Source organism: Belliella kenyensis, assembly GCF_022549675.1.
Lineage (GTDB): Bacteria > Bacteroidota > Bacteroidia > Cytophagales > Cyclobacteriaceae > Belliella > Belliella kenyensis.
Map to the genome: position 1 here is coordinate 296,566 of NZ_JAKZGR010000002.1, position 18,716 is coordinate 315,281.

Genomic DNA, 18,716 nt, shown 5'->3' on the forward strand with positions numbered 1-18,716 from the left:
CTTAATTTATTTTTTCACTCAAATAGAGTTGTATATAGAACATAAAATTCATTGGTTCTTTTATGGAATTTATGTTCTATATGATCAACTCTATTCAAATTGATATATAGCGGGAAATAGCACTAAGTTTAAGCTTAGAACCCACTAGAATTTCCTGAACATACATGATCAGTACAAGAACTTCCTTGATTAGCAGAATATTCACATATCTCTTGGTTACCACAAGACTCTCCATCAGCATTATAACACTTAGAACGATTACTTTCGGATCTTGTGGAATTAGATTGGTTATGATAAGAATCCAAACATGCATCTCCTCCTCCACCATTTTCACTCTGAGCCATCGCACTATTCCCCAATTCTGTCAGGGTAATCGATGGAAGTAATTTTCCTTTTTCGAATTCCAAACTGACCATGATGTTCAATACCAGCATTAAACAGAATGCTCCAGTAGCCACCCAGCGTAGCCACTTACTAGTTTTTACATAGTTTTTCATTTCTTTTTTGTTTTAGTTAAAGGTTTGTTTCTGTAAAAATACGATGTTTAATATAATTTAAATGGGGCATAATGGGTATTAATGGGGAATTATGAGTGCAATCAAACTACTTTCTAGCCTAAATCGCATGAAAGAGATTCATTAGTCATGTAAGCGTCCGACCAACTACATATTTGATTTAAAGTCTTAAGGAAAAGACCTTTGATACTTTTATTATTTATTGTCATTACATTTTGTAGAACTTGTTTTAGAAATTCATGTAGGTTAACTTGGTGCCTTTTACATGAGGCAAAGAAGGGATAGTATAAGGCTTAATTATTTGACCTGAATTTAAAATCAAATCGCCCATGTTTTTTGTACATGTAGGATTCACATATACTACAATAGAAAATTTCTGCGCCTAATTCTCTTAGGATGTTGATGTAATCATAAATAGTCCTTTCAGACACATCAAATTTTTTGGCCAGTTGTTTTGGACTTCCTGTTGCTTTTTTTCTAATCAACTCATCTAAATATTCGAGTCTTTGAAAGTAATATGCCGGCATAACTTTCTCATTAAATAGTTTGTCAATAGGTTTGATTTGGCTTTCTAAGCAATTGTCAGCTAATTGTAGAAAGCATTAAAAGTTGTTTGCCTTTTGGGCTAATTCAAATGTTTGAAGTTTGAATCGGTATGATTACAACAAACGTGAAAAGTATGGGATTCTGCCTGGCTATTCTTTGAGTTTTTTAATGAAATGTAATGCTGATTTTGATAATAGTGCTTCATGGTTACCTGGGTTTTAAGTTTTGACTACTATAAATATATAAAATAGAAAAAAGAAGTAGTTTTAATTTGCTCAAAAAAAAGCATGAAAAAATATGATTAATCTAATATTTTGCACTTTAGTAATACTTAATTTTTAATCAAGATCATTATTTTCTTAGCTGAAAAAGAAATAAGTAACATGCGCAATCTTTTAGCCATTGCACTTAGGGGAAATGATTGAATTACAGATAGATAACAACCTTTAGTATTTAGATAAAAAATAAAAAAATTAGTTGTAATTAAACTTTACTAAATACATTCATTACTAATTCTGCTCCTGTGGCGTAAAATCAAACCTCCATCAACAAAAGGTGTGTTCGTTCATCCAACAGTCTATTTCTTGATTAAATACAAGAACCTAAACAGTCAAATAATTTAATATCCTCTTTTAATGGTATAAATTGCCAAAGCAGGGTTATCCATTTCTGAAGGCAACAGACCTGGGGTGCTTTCCCCCTTAATGTCATAGGTAACTTTGCTGACAAATTTATTCTTATAAACAAACATTGGTGGGTTGATTTTGAACCTGTGTTCATAATTATAAATATTGGTGAAGTTATATACCTTTTTACTTTCTTTGGAATAGAGTAAGAAAGGATCATGATCCTTCAATAAAGAGAAATTAGTATATCTGAATGATATATAATCCTCATTCTCTGAAATATCCATCAGTAAACCATTGTAATTATAATTAGTGTCAAATATCCTATCCCGAACTTCTCGACTCTCTGTTTCTGCTATCTCATAAGGTATTTTGTTTTTGCCAAAATCCATCACTAATTGGCGCATGAGGTCTTTTTTGTCAAAAGAGTATATGGTATCATTAAATCCATAAGTGAATAATATCCGTGTTCCCCACTTTGAGAATACTTTGTTAGAAGAAAAAATACTTTCCCCTAAAGTAACATTAGGAATATACCTTTCAAGGATTTTTCCAATATTCCTGTCTGTAACCAAAAGGTTATAATCATTTTCACTATCCAAGTAACTTTCATCAGGAGTTACTAAGGCAATTCCATCGTCTAGTTGCAGTATATTTCTGATTGAAACCACCATTTTTGTTTCACTGATAAAATTCCCATTTTGATCATAATTTATTTTCATTTTTCGAAAATTGTCATAAATAGAAATTTCCTGATCTATAACAGAAAAGTCTTCAGGCAAAGTAAATTCCCCAGGCCCATCTCCCAAATTATGGATCTTAAATTCGAATTCTCCAGACAGTTTAAAACAAAATAAACTTCTAGATTTGAATTTATCCAAGATATAAATCCTGTTTTCTAATATTTCTATCTTATTAATATTTCCGATCAAGCATTCTTTACTGGTTTCCAGTCTTATAATACTCAAACTATCAAGATTGTTTCTGTCAGAGAGTTCGTCTTGATGATTCAGATCCACTTTTAAAACTTGCTCTGCTGTAAGCTGACTGCTGTTTCCCCCCGAATTGGGTTTGCCACATTGAGAAAAAAACAACGCCATCATTAAAATACCTAAATTTAATTTCCAACAATTGAATAATTTTTTCATAAAGTGTGAATTATGTAAGTTCTATCACCAGCGATCAAATTCCCGATGGTGATAGATAAAACTGTATTAGCAGGCATTTGAATTAATAGCACAACACCTGGTGTTTCCAGCATCCACACATGGATAATTATACCTTAAATCTATAATATACAAATCTTTTCTGTTATCAATCTAACATGAGGTATCACCACTTTCTTCATCTGACTAAAAATGTACCCCTCCGACCATGGCATTTTCAAGGAGGAATTGTTTGAAAGTAAGATTCCACCTACATTCGAGACTCCTCTTTAAGTAGCATGCGTATTATTATAGGGTTATCCTCTTCATTTACAACACCAATCCCTTCTATTTCATTTATCCCTTTTCCACTAGGCTATACCAGAGTAAAAGAGTATCCACAAGACAGGTATCATGCAAACTTCAGGATCAAAGGAAGAATTTGTAATCCTACAGTATATTAGTCCAAGTTAAGCTGTAGTTTCTCCTTGAGCGTGTAAATAAATAAAACCGGGTTATTGTCATTTTTCAAATCAAGTGCTTGAATCCTTTTTGTATGTTCATTCGATGTCTTTCCTTCAAAAATTCCCAAAGCATAGGTAATATCGGAAGGATGATAAGCATAAGCCAAACGTTTATTTCGGACAGGATATTTGTAAAGACTTCTTCTGTTTCTCATGACTATATCCATATCGTTGATCATCCCTTCCAATACAAAGCTCTGATTGGATTTTGTGTCAAACAAAAACGTCCTAAGATATTGGTCTCCACCATAAGTAAAATCAGCAAATATGTAATGTTCCATTGCGACTAAATTACCAGTTAATGCATTTAAGTTTTTCATTTTAATGGTTTGATATACATCCATCATCTGATAAGTTTCTCCATTTTCATATTCAAAATTTGAACTTGAGAATTCAAAAAAGTAACTGCTTATAATTTCACCATTTTTTATTTCAATGATTTTAGGGTGGAAGCATTGTATATAATATAAAAATGAATTATGACTGTTCCCAAATATCGAAGAACCTTGTCCATTGATTAGTTTAAATTCAAGCTCATCTTCTATATTAACAAATCTTGAAAGAGAAAGTTCTTGACTATTTCTAATTTCTACCTTTTTGTTCCAGCTATCTTGGTAAGTTGAAACAGCATAAATTTCACTGTCGATATTTACTAGAGAACTTACTCCAAAGCCTGTGGTATAAACTTGTCTAATAAAATTTCCACTTAAATCATAATAATAAGTATTAAAACTTTTTGAGTCTTTTACCATCAATTCTTCCTCATTGTTGACCAATTCGAAGTTCCCTGGGTAGGTGAAAACTTGGGGGCCATCGTCTGCTCTAATCGAATTAATGAACTTTCCTTTTATATCAAAAAAATGCACAGACTCTGATAACCTATTATCCAATATAATAATTCTATCATTTGTGATTAGAAGGTCATTAATTTCAGCTACCAAAACACCCTCACTATTATCCAGTGCTACAATTTCCAAATCTTCGAAAATATCTGAATAATTCAAAGTTATTTCTTTACTCAAATCAACTAGTATTGTCTGATTATTTTTTCTTTTATTACAAGAAAAGAAGAGCAATAGAATTAATAAGGGAATCCCCCAAAAAGAATGAAATGTCTTTTTGAGGGAAATTAATAGATTATTTTTATTTAACATGATGGTTCTGGTCCTAAATCCATCATTGGACAACAATGATTCATGTCAACATCACAATCTTCCCACTGTACTTCTGATTGTCCCCATGGGCCTGATCCACAAAATTTTGTTCTTACCGTATAAATATGAAAATTAACCTCATTATTATTTCCATAGCAGCCATCATAAATGGGGCCTTCTTCCTGCGCATAAGCCCTATTCCCCAATTCTGTCAGAGTAATTGATGGAAGTAATTTGCCTTTTTCAAATTCCAAACTGACCATAATGTTCAATACCAGCATCACACCGAATGCACTCGCTGTCGTCCAACGCAGCCACTTACTTGTTTTTAGATAGTTTTTCATTTTTTTTTTTTTTTTTTTTTGTTTTAGTTAAAGATTTGTTTTTGTAAAAATACGATGTTTAATATGATTTAAATGGGGAATAATGGGGAATAATGGGTATTAATGGGGGATTTTGAGTATCCTCTTATTCATTTTTTCTGGAAATCCCAATTTTTCAAAAATCAGTGATTGTTCTGGAGGTGTTACTAGTCCGGAAGTTAATTTTACCCCAACTCTATCTAGCACTCTTCGAAATGTTTTTCTATCAACACCATATTCATTAGCTAATTCCATTCTGGTTTTACATCTAGTTTCCATATTTATTAACTTTTTATTAAACTTCTAATTGACTTCTGCCAACCATTTTTCGACTTTTTCTTTTATTTCCACACTTGCTGGGGATTCTATTTTAACTGGCATTTGCATGATCTTTATGGCTAAGTTTCTAGCTAAAGAATCTTGCCCTAATTCCGCATATAACAAAAATCTTTGGTATTTGGAATATAACTTGTGTGGAATGTCATTCCTAAATTTTGATAGCTTTTCCCTAGGGAGTTCATCACTAAACTATTGTTTCCATTTATCATTGCCATTTGTAAATACAAATTAGACTTCTGGTTTTCATTAGTTCTTTCTAACGCTTTAGCATATGGCAATAAAAGCTGTGAATCAGTTAAGAGAATTTTTGGAATAGATTCAAAAGTAGTTATGCTATGGTGTAGATTCCCTCCTTGATATGCTGAAAAGGCTATTTTCCATTTCTTGTAATTATTTGCTATAAATCGACTATGATCTATGTGAAAAAATATTGAAAATAGAATTGCAATTAGTAACAATGATGTGGTTATGGTTTTAAACAGTTGCTAAAACAGCAATTAAAGTCACAACATTTAATTTGACAGGAAGGATTTGTAGAGGGTAAGAAAAAAGAGAGAATATAAGTATTCCCAAAAGGGATAATTTTACAGCTTGATTGAATTGGAGATTTGGCGTAATTATAACTTGATAAAATAATGTGGAGACGATTACTGCCCCAATGATTCCTTGTTCAACTACATACGTTAAAGGCTCATTGAAGCCATAATCAACATCATCAGCGACCCAGGAAAACTTACTTGTAGAATTTGCTTCAAAGAATAATGCCTGTGCATTCATGTAGTAGATCCTAAAGTAGTCAAAGCCTACGCCGAAAAGTATGTTATCCGAAATCATACCTTTGGAAACTTTCCAAATTAGAAATCGTCCGTCTGCTGAATCAACATTAAAAAAATAAAGTAAAACTAGGACTATTACACTTAAAAATGAAAATAGAATTATTCCAGTAAATGTTTTCTTGTTTTTTAATCTCTTAAATAAATGGTTACCTGATTGCTTTTGGTAAAGCATAATTAATCCTATGGTAAAAATAGAAAAGATTCCTGCCCTAGAGCCATAGCCGTCATGCAGGTTTAAAGCGGGCAAATGAAGATACATGCTTATACTTCGAATGAGCCCAATGAAGAACCTGTCAAAACGCCATGCAGGGATGGTATGCCTGTGACTAGACCAAAAATTTCGAGTTTTGAAATTTTCAGGAGCATGCAAATCAAGTTGAATCATTGAATAAGCTTGCACCTGCTTAAAAAGATAATACTTAGTAAATGGGGTATTCATCAAAATTTTAAGAATTTACTCTCCAGTTGGCGTTTTTCAGCACGCACTACAAATTTGATTTAAAGTCTTGAGGAAAAAGGACTTTGATACTTTTTTAATTTATTGTCATTACTTTTTGTAGGGCGTGTTTTAGCTATTCATGTAGGTTAACTTGGTGTCCTTTGCATGAGGCAAAGGAGGAATAGTGTAAGGCTTAATTATTTGGCCTGAATTTAAAATCAATTAGCCCATGTTTTTTGTACATGTAGGATTCACATATACTACAATAGAAAATTTCTGCATCTAATTCTCTTAGGATGTTGATGTAATCGTAAATAGTCCTTTCTGACACATCAAATTTTTTAGCCAATTGTTTTGGACTTCCTGTTGCCTTTTTTCTAATCAACTCATCTAAATATTCGAGTCTTAGAAAGTAATTTGCCGGCATAACTTTCTCATTAAATAGTTTGTCAATAGGTTTGATTTGGCTTTCTAAGCAATTGTCAGCTAATTGTAGAAAGCATTAAAAGAATTTGTCTTTTGGGCTAATTAAAATGTTTGAAGTTTGAATCGGTATGATTACAACAAACGTGAAAAGTATGGGATTCTGCCTGGCTATTCTTTGAGTTTTTTAATGAAATGTAATGCTGATTTTGATAATAGTGCTTCATGGTTACCTGGGGTTTAAGTTTTGACTACTATAAATATATAAAATAGAAAAAAGAAGTAGTTTTAATTTGCTCAAAAAAACGCATGAAAAAATATGATTAATCTAATATTTTGCACTTTAGTAATACATATGATTTAACCAAGATCGCTATTAACTATGCTGAAATAGTAATAAGTAAAAAAAGCATATTTCTCTTGATTGCGCATACATCAAAATGCTTATTTTCAGTTGTTTAAACACTTTTTTTATCAATAAAGTCAATACTTCTCCTTTAGCTTCATTAGCATTATTACTGGATTATCCTCTTTATTTACGACCCCGATCCCTTCTATTTCATTCTGCCCACTCTTTTTTATCCCAAATTCTGGTAATACAACATGTACCAAATAATCTCCATAGGTTGGAGAATGTTTGATTGAATATGAAAATGAACATATATATACATTCTTAGGAAAACCTGTCATATCATTTTCAATTCTACTTGTGTGGATAACTTTATTGGATGCTTTTAAATGGAGGTAATGATTCATCATTGTTCCAGACTTATCTTTGAAGTTATAGGTAAAGGCGATCAGGTTAGGTTCATAAATATTGAGAACAGGCAAAAAAGCAAGTCCAATTGCATCCTGCTCCAAATACTCTTTTTGTTCATTTGTGTTTTTTTGCCCTAGAGAATTATCAATCCCATATTTTCCGAAATCAACTGTTAGCAAGGGTTCCGCATTCATTTCAGAGAGCTTGAAAAATGTATTATTGTACATCAAAGATACAATAATATCACCAGCATTGTTTTGTATAAAACTTTCTGTATTGTAGGAAAAAGTACTGCCATTAGTTGTTATGTTTTTGTGGAAAAGGACTTTTTCAATTCCGTCTTTTGTTGAAATTACAATATCACCATTTGTTTTTTTCTCATTCACTATATTATCATTTTGCTGCGCTGCAAAATAGTAAATATCATTTTCACGCTTCCATGAATTGGCCCTGGGAGATATAAATTTATGATCATCCAGTAATTCAAACGTAATGTTTGTATATTTTATAATGCGGGATTTTTCATCTACAAAATCTATGATTTCCACGAATTTCTCGTCTTCACTTACAAAAACAGGGCCTAATCTCTTATACTCATCAGGCCCCTCCCCTAATTTGGCTAATTTAGAGACAAATTTACCCTTTTTATCAAAAACTAATACTGCTGATTGGCCATAATCAACCGCATAAATGTATTGGCTCTTGATGATAACCTCTCCAACCCGTACCATGATACTTTCCTCATTAGTTTCAAGTTTGACATATTCAATAGAATCAACCAAATCCGATAACAAGGTAACTTTATCTGCATCGTGGGGATTTACAAAATAAACATTAGCCTCATCAGCCTTTTTTTTCTGGCATCCAATCGCTAAAAAGAAGTAAAAAAAAGACAGAAGATAAATCGCCCTACTTATTTTGCACATATTATTCTTATTATTAAAACCTAAAGAAGTTTACCCATGGTAATATTTACTGTGTAAAAAGGTGTTTATTAATTTTTACCAGCATTGGCATCCACTTGTGTCACACCGAGGAGATTTACCAAAGGGACAGCAAGCAGAGCAATCCCATTGTTTTTCACCCGAAAAATAATGTGTGTAAGTACAAGAGCCACCTGCACATTTGTCTTCGTTCTCCTCCTGTGCCATAGCTAAATTCCCCAATTCAATTAACGTAATCGATGGAAAGACCCTGTCCTTTTCGAACTCCAAACTGACCATGATGTTCAATACCAGCATTAAACAGAATGCTCCAGCAGCCACCCAGCGTAGCCACTTACTAGTTTTTACATAGTTTTTCATTTCTTTTTTGTTTTAGTTAAAGGTTTGTTTCTGTAAAAATACGATGTTTAATATAATTTAAATGGGGCATAATGGGTATTAATGGGGAATTTTGAGTATCCCCTTCTTCATTTTTCCAGGGATTCCCAGTTTTTCAAAAATCAGTGATTGCTCTGTAGGTGTTACTAGTCCGGAAGTTAAATTTACCCCAACTCTTTCTAGCATTCTTCGAAATGTTTTTCTATCAACACCATATTCATTAGCTAATTCCATTCTGGTTTTACATCTGGTTTCCATATTTTGTCACTATTTCGGTTTACCTCTAATTGACTTCTGCCAACCATTTTTCGACTTTTTCTTTTATTTCCACACTTGCTGGGGATTCTATTTTAACTGGCATTTGCATGATCTTTATGGCTAAGTTTTTAGCTAATGAATCTTGCCCTAATTCCTCGTACAACAAAAATCTTTGGTATTTGGGATATAACTTATGTGGAATCATATTTTCAGCTATCATGTATGATTCTTCAGCTAATTCATACATTCCTAAATTTTGATAGCTTTTCCCTAGGGAGTTCATCACTAGACTATTGTTTCCATTTATCATTGCCATTTGTAAATACAAATTAGACTTCTGGTTTTCATTAGTTCTTTCTAACGCTTTAGCATATGGCAATAAAAGCTTTGAATCAGTTAAGAGAATTTTTGGAATAGATTCAAAAGTAGTTATGCTATGGTGTAAATCTCCTCCTTGATATGCTGAAAAGGCTATTTTCCATTTTTTGTAATTGTTTGCTATAAATCGACTATGATCTATATGAAAAAATATTGAAAATAGAATTGCAATTAATAACAATGAGGTGGTTAAGTGACTAATCGGCTTAGACTGCTTTGTTCTTTCAAATTGAAGTAAGACTTCTTTAGAGTCAAATGCTAAAACAGCAATAAAGGTCACAACATTTAATTTGACAGGAAGGATTTGTAATGGGTAGGAAAAAAGAGAGAATATAAGTATTCCCAAAAGGGATAGCTTTACAGCTTGATTGAATTGGAGATTTGGCGTATTTATAACTTGATAAAATAATGTGGAGACGATTACTGCCCCAATCATTCCTTGTTCAACTACATACGTTAAAGGCTCATTGAAGCCATACTCAACATCATCAGCGACCCAGGAAAACTTACTTGTAGAATTTGCTTCAAAGAATAATGCCTGTGCATTCATGTAGTAGGCCCTAAAGTTGTCAAATCCTACCCCGAAAAGTATGTTATCCGAAATCATACTTTTGGAAACTTTCCAAATTAAAAATCGTCCGTCTGCTGAATTAACATTGAAAAAGTAAAGTGAAACTAGGGCTATTATACTTAAAAATGAGAAGAGAACTATTCCAGTAAATGTTTTCTTGTTTTTTAATCTCTTAAATAAATGGTCACCTGATTGCTTTTGGTAAAACATAATTAATCCTATGGTAAAAATAGAAAAGATGCCTGCCCTAGAGTGGGTCGAAATTAGTATTGCTATCATAAAAAGGACAATCAAAAATAAACCAAACGTATAGTCTGGAATTGATTTACTTGCTATTCCCAAATTGCGCTTAAAGTTCTCTTTATTTGTTATCAGCCAAAGGATCAAAATGATTGAACTTACTAAGTACCCTGCAAGTGGTCCTGGATTAAAAAAACCTCCTGTGACCTTAAAAAGCGAATGATTAGAGCTTACCAAACCCAAAATTTGAGCTTGTCCATATAAAGCTTGAATAAGCCCTCCAACAACAATAAAAAGTAGTGCTTTGTGCCTCAATTCATCACCCAGTAGTCTGATAAACAAATAATAAAATCCTAAACTAATTAACTCTACATATTGAATGGAAAATATTGGAGTATCTCCCATCAATTTTTTATTGATCAAAAGGTAGAAAATGAACAAACCAAAGGTCAAATCAATTTTTGTCAATTTTGCATTACTATTCCTCTGGATATGTTTCAAGAATGCAACTATTGATAATGGGATTAATAAAATGAAAAAAAGAATTGTTTTAATTGATTCTGTTTCATAAAACAATTCTTTATTATAAGATAGAGGAAGTAAAGCTAATACAACAAATAGCAATACCATTGAGACAGTATTGGTTAAGTTGACTTGCTTGATCAAAGCAATTGACCATTTAACACTTAATATATTCATTTTGTAATCTATACTTATGAACTTAATGATATGTCAATAATACACCCTCAAACTGAAAAAAATCTGCAGTGTGAAAATCCCATTGTTTTTTAGAAAATCTTTAATGTAATTTCTACCACCATACCTGTTGCATACGATCATCCAAAGTGAAAATTCTCTCTTCCCATCCTTTGGTATGGTTCTTTAATACGTAGAGACCATTTTCAGGCACCTTGCTGTAGACTAAGGAATCTGTAGCCGCGACCTGAACGCCCAGACTTGTCCAGTCTCTACCAGACCAATATAGCAACTCGTACTCATCCTTCGGCTCCACCATATTGCCATCATTACGTGCAGCAAAGCGGACACTTCCTATCTCTTTTGGAGATTCCAACGCAACCCCAACCCATCCTCCTGTTGGATCTGGTGCATCAAAATAGGTTAAGACATCCCCATCAAAGGCTTTTTCTTTCGTTCTTTCACTTCCTTCAAAGCTACCTTCTGATCCTATAATTGTCCCTTTGATTGGCATACCTGCCTTATCAAAAAAATCAAGCTCGCTGATGTTACAATGTCCGCCTTCTGGACCTTTGTACCGGAAATACTTGAATCCCCCCTTTATATCTACTTCAAAAGTATGAAAAACAGGATCGAGCATATCATCCATAATCGTCCCAAGTACAACTGCGTCTTTGAAGTCCCTTGTATTGGCGGCTTGAAATTCTCCTCCAAGGATGAGCTTGTGATGTGTCTCATTGACTTGTCTGTTTGGGAACTTCCTTTTGAGGACAAGGTTCATTTCTTTGTTTTCAGAGACTTTGACAGGATGGGTATTGCCTAGAGAATCAAAATAGAACGGAGTATTGAATGCCTCAAATCTTCCGTTATTATAAAATGCAGGAAGGTACATGCCCCTTGTTTCCAAGTTTTTGAATTTCACTTTACCTCCACGTGTCTTCTCACCCCATGCTGTCACTACCCATTGCTTATTGTTAAATACCATCAAATAGCCATACCTGTTATCCAAAGTCGATAGTTCGGAAGAAATAGCTACTTCGATATCCTTTACTTCACAATACTCTGGTGTCACATCAATAAAGTAAGGATTTATAAATTCTTGAGGAATAGATTCCTTTCCATTGTTATTTATAAACAAGCTTTCCTTATTGATTGTATTTGTATTTCTATAAACCTTCCCCTTTGCAAACACATCTACCCATGTACCTGCTCCAACTGGATTGTGGCAATTGTTCTGAATGGTATTTCCTTCAGCATCAAAGATTACGCTCCAGCTATGTCCTGCATTCCTCTCGGGATAGTTGAATACAAAATCCACTGCGCAAGCAATACCCATAGACCGCAAAAGCATAGTTTGAAAATTTGTCTCCTCTACACAAGTACCATAAGCATATGATAACAAGTGGTCATTCGATATGGAACCAATACTCACAACAGTTCCTGACCAATGAAACTCATCCGTGACTTTGCTGATTTGTCTTGCTTTTCGGAGTATCATGTTGGAGGGATCTCTTTGTGATGAAGGAGTATCTTCTTCAACCTTTTCTAAGTTCCAGATGAATTTATCCTGCATCTTACTTAAAGGCAATTGTATCAATTCATTGTTATTTTCATTATAGGCTAGGATATTATTTGTACTTTTATTTCGAATCTGATACCCGCCATTTTCCATTGGGTAAAATATCCAAGTTTGATTATTTCCTCTATGATTTGTATAGGTCTGTACAAAGTCACTGGACGGGGTAGCTGCGGCGTCAATTATAAATTGACCATTTTCTCCTCCTAAAACAATTTGATGAAAATTCTGACCAGACTCAATAATTTCAATTGGGGATCTTTTCGTTGGATTTGCATTAATGCGTAATAGGTAGCCATTATTTAATGCACTCTGGTCGATATTTAGTTCACCTGTTTTATTGCTCAGGTAATACCTTCCTTCTTGAAGTCCTGAATTTGAAATCTCTAGACTTAAGTTTCTTGGTGTAGTTACATAATCTAAATAAATGAATTTCTCTATTGCCATTAGCTTTAGGGTATGGCTTCCTTTTTTCAGTTCCGTATGAATCCGAACGGGAGGTACATCCTTATTAACATTATCCCAAGCTCCTGTGGAAGGAAAAATTAGTTCTTCATGTTCTATATCGTCAATTGCTACCTTTACGCTTACGCCATCCTTATGACCATTGAAGTAGTATATCTCCAAAAGCTGGGTACCTGTTTGTTTTATATCAAAAGTGATTTCAAGATCCTTTGAAACGCCCTGAGCTAAGTTATGTACATATCCTCCAGAGGCCGCCTCAATTTTTATTTTATTGGCGTCATTCGTCGTAAACCATTCAGCTTCATGATGATTACCTTCTTCCATAAGTGCCGAATAATTCACCAAAGCCTCGAACTTTGACCTGGCAGTCTTTCTCCAGTCAATGTTTTGTGAATGCCCTATTTTATAAGGCAATATATATTCACAAAACATTTCAAAGGAATAAAATTGAGCCCATTCGTATTGATAATAAGTTTCAAAAGCAGATTCAATCAGAGCAATCATTTGATCTGATGTCATGTTCAATAGGTCAAATTCTTCATAAATCTTTGCACTTCTTTGATTTTTTAAAGAGTCAGACCTAAACACACTATTCCTATTCTCCCTATACACTCCATATACATATTCATAATTTCTATTTAGGCTATCTATACCTGGACCTAATTTAGAATACTGATACTGCATATTTGCAATCAGGTACTCCGCTGCCTTCAGTTTTAAAGGGTTAGGATTGATATCTCGATAATAAATTAGAACCTTTTCTAATTCCTCTCTATTTTCACCAGCTAGTTCTAATGCATTGTTCGTCTCGGAGGACCAGGGCTTGCAAGAGGCAAGGATCAAAAATAAAAGCAGATGGATTAGTTTATAATTAGAGTCCATATTTCATTTTGATTGATAAAGTGAATTCTAACAAACATAAAAAACCAGACTGCAGAATATTTTCAGTCTAAATAATTTTCGGGTTTTTTGAAAAATAATTTATCTTCAAAATATATGGAAGCATGAGATTCTGGTGATGTAAAGCATAAGAAGTTAGACTCCAAAAAATCAAAAAGTTAAGAACATGTCACGTTGCATATGTTATCAAAAGAGCGATTTTTGGTTTTTCAATTTTATAACCTACTTAAATCTTATTCTGATTACAATATCAGACGATGAAGTGTAGCACTGTTTTAAGAATTGCAAATTCCTTTTAATGATTATTACTGTATTCAAGTCATTAATTATTAATGAGAAAAAACCTTTTCATCAAACAAAATTTCCTAAGACACAAAATGCTGGGACAGTATACACTCCATATTTAGTTTGACGCATTATAGACTCAATTAAATCTATTTGCGTTAGTTTTTCAAAATCATTTTTTCTTCAACCCCTTTCCCTTTTTTTTGCTCGATTTTCTTTTTTTCTGATACTTCATTTCATGCATTTGAAGACATTTTTTAATTGCTTCTTGGTCATCAGAAAAAGCATTCTCACTCATTAAACTATTGCTTAATCCTAAATTTCGAGAATTATCCAATTTTGACTCAATTTCTTGGAAAAGAGTGCCTAATTTAATCACATCTTCTGTAAATCGGTTCGAAACAGGTAAAGTTTTGCCCCGAAATCTATCATCGTCAAATATAGGTGTTTACATGTATCGTTCGAAAGGGAAATATATTAAATAACTCTGATTGATTTTACTTCAGCCTCAACAATAACTGTTCAACCTCTTCCATTTTGTACCCACTGCTTTTCCTGAGTTTTATCAACTCTTCTTTCCCTTTGATCGAATCACCTTTGACTAGGTAGCTTAATGCCATATACCATTTGGCCTGATCTCTAAACTGCATTCCATCTGAATAGATGTAGTTTTCAAAATAGGTTGTGGCACTATCGTATTGTTCAAGTTCTATTTTTGTAATCCCTTTGTAGAAAAGGAGATACTCTTTTTGTTGATCTAATAGGATAGAAAATAGACTATCTGCAAGCTTGAAATCCTGACTTTCATAGGCCATAAATGCTGCTTTTTCCAGCTCATCTGGGTTTATTACTTCACCTCTTGTGATCGGCTTGACCACGTTGGGATAAGCTTCGTAATAGGCATAGAAATCTTGAGGGTATTCATTTTCAGAAGAAACAATATTTCTTTTGACAAAGAAGGTAATGGCGATTACCGAAATCAATACAGCTGCAATCAAGAATGGCCAAAGGTTTCGAGACTTTATTTTTTTAATTTTAACATCCTTTTCTGATTCTAGAATATCTTCTTCAATTTGTCCCAATAAACTTTTCAGGGATTTCCTTTCCTGATTTTGAAATGCCTTTTTCGTTTTGATTTGAAAATCAACTGATTCCCGAAAGTGCTGATCTGATGCCATCATTTCATCAAAGATAATTCTCTCTTTTTCAGTAAGCTGTCCTTCAAAATATTTATCTATAAGTTCAGAATGATTACTCATATCTTGTCTTGATTAAGTTCGATTGATGATCTAAGTGATTTTAAGCACCTGGATTTTTGGCTTTTGACTACGTCGGTATGGTTATAGTTTAGGATTTCTTGAATTTCTGAAAGCTTTTTCTCTTCATAATAAAAAAGCCTAAGAAGTTCTTGGCACTTTTTACCCAAGGACGCTATTCCATTCTCTATTAAGATGACTTGCGGATCTTTCTCATCTAAAAAATCATGATAATCTGCCAAGCCCTCAAAATAATCATTATCATATGCTATGAATTCTGTATTGGCATTTTTTTTTAACCTGCTAAACAGCATAAATTTACCCATACTGAAAATATAAGTTTTCAAACTACCTGTAGTTAGTTGAAGCTTCTTTTTTTTTACTTTTTCAAACAAGGCGATAATAACATCTTGATAAATATCGCAAATCTGATTTTTGTCAGCATGATACTTTGATGCGAATTGAATGAATGGTTCCCTGTATTTCCTATAGATCTCTTCAAGTGCGGTAGTGTCTCCAAATGACAGCCGTTCCAGTAAATTATTATCCATCATTACTTAGTCTTAATATGGGCATAATTGTAAACATAGTCATAAAAGTTTTAAGTGATGTTTACTTTTTTAATTAAATGATAACTAAGCTAAGAATAGTATGAATTTATCTGGATTTTGTTCAAATCACATTTGTAATATTCTATAAAGTTAAGTTAATCAGTCTTTTGTGATTGTTGTGAATTTGCCATTTGCATAGGTGTATAAAGTGTTAAGTGGACTTATTACTTGATCGAAACTTCTGAATAAATGTAAAATAGTCTTTAATCAATTGAAAAATTATGAAAAAGCCCACTCTACTTCTCTTTGCGATTATGCTTTGTTATGGACTCGCTGCTCAAGCTCAAACTGTGAAAGGAGGCATCACCATTGGGAAAACTTCTGAACTCAAAATTGAAACCAAATCAGATAACATTATTGATTTGTTTGTCGAGTTCAGAAAAGATAAATATCCAATTCTTTTTTCTTTTCAAGGGGATAATATCAAAAGTAAAAATGATAGAGAAATCATCTTTTTTGACTTCATAACAGAAGTGTATTTCAATGGTAAGCTGATAGGAAAAGCCAGTAGAAATCCTATGCCATACATTCCAGGAGATATGATCATCGGAACAGAGGGGTTTGATTTTATTTCTCTTTTGAGCTTCAATGAATTGACAAAAGCTTTGATCAAAGATGCTCCAGGGAAACTTCCCAAAGGCAGCTACCAAGTGAAGCTTATCGCAAAACCTTTGGATTACAAAGGACAAATCAAACCAGGTATATTTTCTTTCAATGTTCAATAATTAAAAATCAAAACAATGAAACTTAGTCTAATCAATTGTTCAAAATTAATTTTGGTCGCTTTGACCCTTGTATTTTCATCTTGTGGATCCGATGATCCAACTCCTACAACTGACAATGGAAAATCTGCCTACGAGTTTACGGTAAACTCTGGGGAATTGGCAGGTAAAAAATTCATGAGCAAACAGATCGCAATTGGCTCACCGGGCTTCATTACAGCTGGGAATGGCGATTTACTTTCATCATCAGTGACTTTTTTTGAGTCTTATTCAACGAATACACTTTTTAAAATCTATTGGGATGGTGATCGGGTACTCGGTTTTCAACCTGATGAAGCAAAGTACGATACTGGATACATCAGGCTAGTGGCTGTAGAAGGAGACAAGACAACCAATTTTGAATCCTTGAATGTCACTTGCCAGGCCTCGGACTTCAAAACCGTGGTATACCAAGATCCAATTATCAAGGACCAGAGTTACAACTTGAGAGACTTCAAAATGACTTTCTCTGGAACCTTCAGAAATAAATCAAGCGAGGAAACAACTGACATCTCAGGCAGCCTCCAGTTTGTCAATAATTTCGACTAAAGTCAATCACAACTTAATTTTCAACTATTTTAAAAATTTACTCAGATGAAAAAAACAATTCTTTTATTCACACTTACTTTGATGGGATATGTAGGTACACTACATGCCCAAGATACCAAAAGGATAGGAGGTCAACTGATCTACGGATCCAATATTGAGTCCTTAGGTATAGGGGCTATAGCCGAACTTCCAGTGGCAGCAAAAATGGTGATCTCACCAAGCTTTTCATTTTATTTCCCAAAAGATCAAGGATTCTTCAAACAATCAGCATGGGAGCTAAATGGGAACTTGAACTACCTTTTTGTAGAAGAAGAAAAGCTCACCTTTTATGGTCTTGGAGGGCTTAACTATACCAGTATAAATGTGAGTTCTAATATGGCTGGAGTTGGAAATTTTTCTAGCTCTGCAGGTAGAATAGGCCTCAATATAGGTGCAGGAGCAAATTTTGAAATAGGAATGAGTTTTCTTCCTTTTGCTGAGATCAAGTATATCTTAGGGGATTTTGACAGATTGGTGATTGGTGCAGGCGTAAAATTCAATCTGTGATGGGAAAACGACTATATAAATTTCTTGCAATAGGATTGGTAGTGTTGATGGTAGCTTGCGATCAAGCTCCCAGTTTGGATCAGCCAAATAATTATGAGGTAAACTTTCCCAATCAAAGATTCAGTGGAACCATTCCAGATGGAGAATATACGGCCGCTTATGTGGATAGTGATTTTGGGTCAGGGATGATCCGGACGATGACCGTAGGTTTTTCTGATGGTGATTTGACAGTCAATCTCCTGATAATGATGGATGGGAATAGGGTGCTACCTATCAGAACTGAAGATGATGATTTTGGTAGTTATATCACAATCAATACAATGGGTGAGGATATAGAAGGATATCATGGCAGTATTCAAGGCAGTATTTCTATCTCAAATATTAAAACTACTGCAATAAGTGGCAAGACAGGTTTTTTGACAGGTGAGTTTTCATTTTCTGGTCAGTTTGTCAGGATTATGGAGCCAGATATGGAGCCACTTCCAGTCAATGGGAAGTTCTCAGTCAATTAGACTTTTAAAAAAAGGTCATTCAATTTATATAATTCAATGACCTTTTTTTAAGCTTTAAAACATCTCTTCACTTACTTTTTTGAATATTTTCAATGGGTATGTTTACCCTTGTAACATTTTG

General features: G+C 33.5%; 21 protein-coding genes. 5 read left to right on the forward strand and 16 right to left on the reverse strand.

Translation table 11 applies throughout. The features are described 5' to 3' along the window. Positions 1-134 precede the first annotated feature (134 nt). From MM214_RS02885 to MM214_RS02895, 3 genes are all read right to left on the reverse strand, one after another. On the reverse strand, positions 135-497 hold the full coding sequence (locus tag MM214_RS02885; protein WP_241291787.1) for a hypothetical protein: 363 nt from the start codon (positions 495-497) through the stop codon (positions 135-137). 311 nt (positions 498-808) lie between these two features. After that, positions 809-1,042 (reverse strand): HTH domain-containing protein, encoded by a 234-nt coding sequence (locus MM214_RS02890; RefSeq protein WP_241291789.1) that lies wholly within the window; start codon positions 1,040-1,042, stop codon positions 809-811. A 638-nt stretch (positions 1,043-1,680) separates the two neighbouring features. Then, positions 1,681-2,835, reverse strand: a complete 1,155-nt coding sequence (locus MM214_RS02895) for a 6-bladed beta-propeller (RefSeq protein WP_241291791.1) — start codon at positions 2,833-2,835, stop codon at positions 1,681-1,683. A 296-nt stretch (positions 2,836-3,131) separates the two neighbouring features. On the opposite strand from MM214_RS02895, the gene MM214_RS02900 reads away from it, so the two are divergent. Next, positions 3,132-3,296: a hypothetical protein gene (locus MM214_RS02900; protein WP_241291793.1), complete on the forward strand. Its 165-nt coding sequence runs from the start codon at positions 3,132-3,134 to the stop codon at positions 3,294-3,296. Here the strand turns inward: MM214_RS02900 and MM214_RS02905 are convergent. The 13 genes from MM214_RS02905 to MM214_RS02965 form a co-directional block, all read right to left on the reverse strand. Continuing rightward, a complete protein-coding gene (locus MM214_RS02905) occupies positions 3,293-4,510 on the reverse strand; it encodes a 6-bladed beta-propeller (RefSeq protein ID WP_262916572.1) in 1,218 nt (405 codons plus the stop codon). The genes MM214_RS02900 and MM214_RS02905 overlap by 4 nt on opposite strands. Then, complete coding sequence (locus tag MM214_RS02910) at positions 4,504-4,854, reverse strand: hypothetical protein (RefSeq protein ID WP_241291797.1); 351 nt, start codon at positions 4,852-4,854, stop codon at positions 4,504-4,506. The genes MM214_RS02905 and MM214_RS02910 overlap by 7 nt, the downstream gene beginning before the upstream one ends. Before the next feature lie 99 nt (positions 4,855-4,953). Next, positions 4,954-5,127, reverse strand: a complete 174-nt coding sequence (locus MM214_RS02915) for a hypothetical protein (RefSeq protein ID WP_241291799.1) — start codon at positions 5,125-5,127, stop codon at positions 4,954-4,956. 558 nt (positions 5,128-5,685) lie between these two features. Next, the gene (locus MM214_RS02920) at positions 5,686-6,486 is read right to left on the reverse strand and encodes an O-antigen ligase family protein (RefSeq protein ID WP_241291801.1); all 801 of its coding nucleotides are present in this window, start codon (positions 6,484-6,486) and stop codon (positions 5,686-5,688) included. A gap of 193 nt (positions 6,487-6,679) precedes the next feature. Continuing rightward, positions 6,680-6,913 (reverse strand): HTH domain-containing protein, encoded by a 234-nt coding sequence (locus tag MM214_RS02925; protein ID WP_241291803.1) that lies wholly within the window; start codon positions 6,911-6,913, stop codon positions 6,680-6,682. Between the two features lie 479 nt (positions 6,914-7,392). Further along, positions 7,393-8,595 (reverse strand): 6-bladed beta-propeller, encoded by a 1,203-nt coding sequence (locus MM214_RS02930; RefSeq protein WP_241291805.1) that lies wholly within the window; start codon positions 8,593-8,595, stop codon positions 7,393-7,395. Positions 8,596-8,670: 75 nt separating this feature from the next. Then, on the reverse strand, positions 8,671-8,973 hold the full coding sequence (locus MM214_RS02935) for a hypothetical protein (RefSeq protein WP_241291807.1): 303 nt from the start codon (positions 8,971-8,973) through the stop codon (positions 8,671-8,673). A gap of 78 nt (positions 8,974-9,051) precedes the next feature. Continuing rightward, a complete protein-coding gene (locus tag MM214_RS02940) occupies positions 9,052-9,249 on the reverse strand; it encodes a hypothetical protein (protein ID WP_241291809.1) in 198 nt (65 codons plus the stop codon). A 25-nt stretch (positions 9,250-9,274) separates the two neighbouring features. Continuing rightward, the gene (locus MM214_RS02945; RefSeq protein WP_241291811.1) at positions 9,275-11,137 is read right to left on the reverse strand and encodes an O-antigen ligase family protein; all 1,863 of its coding nucleotides are present in this window, start codon (positions 11,135-11,137) and stop codon (positions 9,275-9,277) included. A gap of 112 nt (positions 11,138-11,249) precedes the next feature. Beyond that, complete coding sequence (locus MM214_RS02950) at positions 11,250-14,057, reverse strand: hypothetical protein (protein WP_241291813.1); 2,808 nt, start codon at positions 14,055-14,057, stop codon at positions 11,250-11,252. Positions 14,058-14,532: 475 nt separating this feature from the next. Then, positions 14,533-14,739: a hypothetical protein gene (locus tag MM214_RS02955; RefSeq protein ID WP_241291815.1), complete on the reverse strand. Its 207-nt coding sequence runs from the start codon at positions 14,737-14,739 to the stop codon at positions 14,533-14,535. A 118-nt stretch (positions 14,740-14,857) separates the two neighbouring features. Beyond that, positions 14,858-15,619 (reverse strand): hypothetical protein, encoded by a 762-nt coding sequence (locus MM214_RS02960; RefSeq protein WP_241291817.1) that lies wholly within the window; start codon positions 15,617-15,619, stop codon positions 14,858-14,860. Then, a complete protein-coding gene (locus MM214_RS02965) occupies positions 15,616-16,170 on the reverse strand; it encodes an RNA polymerase sigma factor (protein WP_241291819.1) in 555 nt (184 codons plus the stop codon). Before MM214_RS02965 ends, MM214_RS02960 begins: the two co-directional genes overlap by 4 nt. A gap of 278 nt (positions 16,171-16,448) precedes the next feature. Between MM214_RS02965 and MM214_RS02970 the strand changes: the two genes are divergently transcribed. Genes MM214_RS02970 through MM214_RS02985 form a run of 4 tightly spaced genes read left to right on the forward strand, consistent with a single transcriptional unit; the run spans position 16,449 to position 18,595 of the window. After that, the gene (locus tag MM214_RS02970) at positions 16,449-16,952 is read left to right on the forward strand and encodes a hypothetical protein (protein ID WP_241291821.1); all 504 of its coding nucleotides are present in this window, start codon (positions 16,449-16,451) and stop codon (positions 16,950-16,952) included. 15 nt (positions 16,953-16,967) lie between these two features. After that, positions 16,968-17,537 carry a hypothetical protein gene (locus MM214_RS02975; RefSeq protein ID WP_241291823.1) on the forward strand — a complete coding sequence of 190 codons (570 nt, stop codon included), beginning with the start codon at positions 16,968-16,970 and terminating at the stop codon, positions 17,535-17,537. Between the two features lie 45 nt (positions 17,538-17,582). Then, the gene (locus MM214_RS02980) at positions 17,583-18,083 is read left to right on the forward strand and encodes an outer membrane protein (protein WP_241291825.1); all 501 of its coding nucleotides are present in this window, start codon (positions 17,583-17,585) and stop codon (positions 18,081-18,083) included. After that, positions 18,083-18,595, forward strand: coding sequence for a hypothetical protein (locus tag MM214_RS02985; protein WP_241291827.1), 513 nt, complete (start codon positions 18,083-18,085; stop codon positions 18,593-18,595). The genes MM214_RS02980 and MM214_RS02985 overlap by 1 nt, the downstream gene beginning before the upstream one ends. The last annotated feature ends 121 nt before the right edge of the window (positions 18,596-18,716 follow it).

What these genes read in the sequence shown, in the direction of transcription:
- MM214_RS02895 (WP_241291791.1), bottom strand. Translation starts at nt 2,835, where the DNA reads ATGAAAAAATTATTCAATTGTTGGAAATTAAATTTAGGTATTTTAATG.
- MM214_RS02960 (WP_241291817.1), bottom strand. Translation starts at nt 15,619, where the DNA reads ATGAGTAATCATTCTGAACTTATAGATAAATATTTTGAAGGACAGCTT.
- MM214_RS02890 (WP_241291789.1), bottom strand. Translation starts at nt 1,042, where the DNA reads ATGCCGGCATATTACTTTCAAAGACTCGAATATTTAGATGAGTTGATT.
- MM214_RS02910 (WP_241291797.1), bottom strand. Translation starts at nt 4,854, where the DNA reads ATGAAAAACTATCTAAAAACAAGTAAGTGGCTGCGTTGGACGACAGCG.
- MM214_RS02935 (WP_241291807.1), bottom strand. Translation starts at nt 8,973, where the DNA reads ATGAAAAACTATGTAAAAACTAGTAAGTGGCTACGCTGGGTGGCTGCT.
- MM214_RS02925 (WP_241291803.1), bottom strand. Translation starts at nt 6,913, where the DNA reads ATGCCGGCAAATTACTTTCTAAGACTCGAATATTTAGATGAGTTGATT.
- MM214_RS02930 (WP_241291805.1), bottom strand. Translation starts at nt 8,595, where the DNA reads ATGTGCAAAATAAGTAGGGCGATTTATCTTCTGTCTTTTTTTTACTTC.
- MM214_RS02980 (WP_241291825.1), top strand. Translation starts at nt 17,583, where the DNA reads ATGAAAAAAACAATTCTTTTATTCACACTTACTTTGATGGGATATGTA.
- MM214_RS02940 (WP_241291809.1), bottom strand. Translation starts at nt 9,249, where the DNA reads ATGGAAACCAGATGTAAAACCAGAATGGAATTAGCTAATGAATATGGT.
- MM214_RS02945 (WP_241291811.1), bottom strand. Translation starts at nt 11,137, where the DNA reads ATGAATATATTAAGTGTTAAATGGTCAATTGCTTTGATCAAGCAAGTC.
- MM214_RS02885 (WP_241291787.1), bottom strand. Translation starts at nt 497, where the DNA reads ATGAAAAACTATGTAAAAACTAGTAAGTGGCTACGCTGGGTGGCTACT.
- MM214_RS02975 (WP_241291823.1), top strand. Translation starts at nt 16,968, where the DNA reads ATGAAACTTAGTCTAATCAATTGTTCAAAATTAATTTTGGTCGCTTTG.
- MM214_RS02965 (WP_241291819.1), bottom strand. Translation starts at nt 16,170, where the DNA reads ATGATGGATAATAATTTACTGGAACGGCTGTCATTTGGAGACACTACC.
- MM214_RS02905 (WP_262916572.1), bottom strand. Translation starts at nt 4,510, where the DNA reads ATGTTAAATAAAAATAATCTATTAATTTCCCTCAAAAAGACATTTCAT.
- MM214_RS02970 (WP_241291821.1), top strand. Translation starts at nt 16,449, where the DNA reads ATGAAAAAGCCCACTCTACTTCTCTTTGCGATTATGCTTTGTTATGGA.
- MM214_RS02985 (WP_241291827.1), top strand. Translation starts at nt 18,083, where the DNA reads ATGGGAAAACGACTATATAAATTTCTTGCAATAGGATTGGTAGTGTTG.
- MM214_RS02920 (WP_241291801.1), bottom strand. Translation starts at nt 6,486, where the DNA reads ATGAATACCCCATTTACTAAGTATTATCTTTTTAAGCAGGTGCAAGCT.
- MM214_RS02915 (WP_241291799.1), bottom strand. Translation starts at nt 5,127, where the DNA reads ATGGAATTAGCTAATGAATATGGTGTTGATAGAAAAACATTTCGAAGA.
- MM214_RS02900 (WP_241291793.1), top strand. Translation starts at nt 3,132, where the DNA reads ATGCGTATTATTATAGGGTTATCCTCTTCATTTACAACACCAATCCCT.
- MM214_RS02950 (WP_241291813.1), bottom strand. Translation starts at nt 14,057, where the DNA reads ATGGACTCTAATTATAAACTAATCCATCTGCTTTTATTTTTGATCCTT.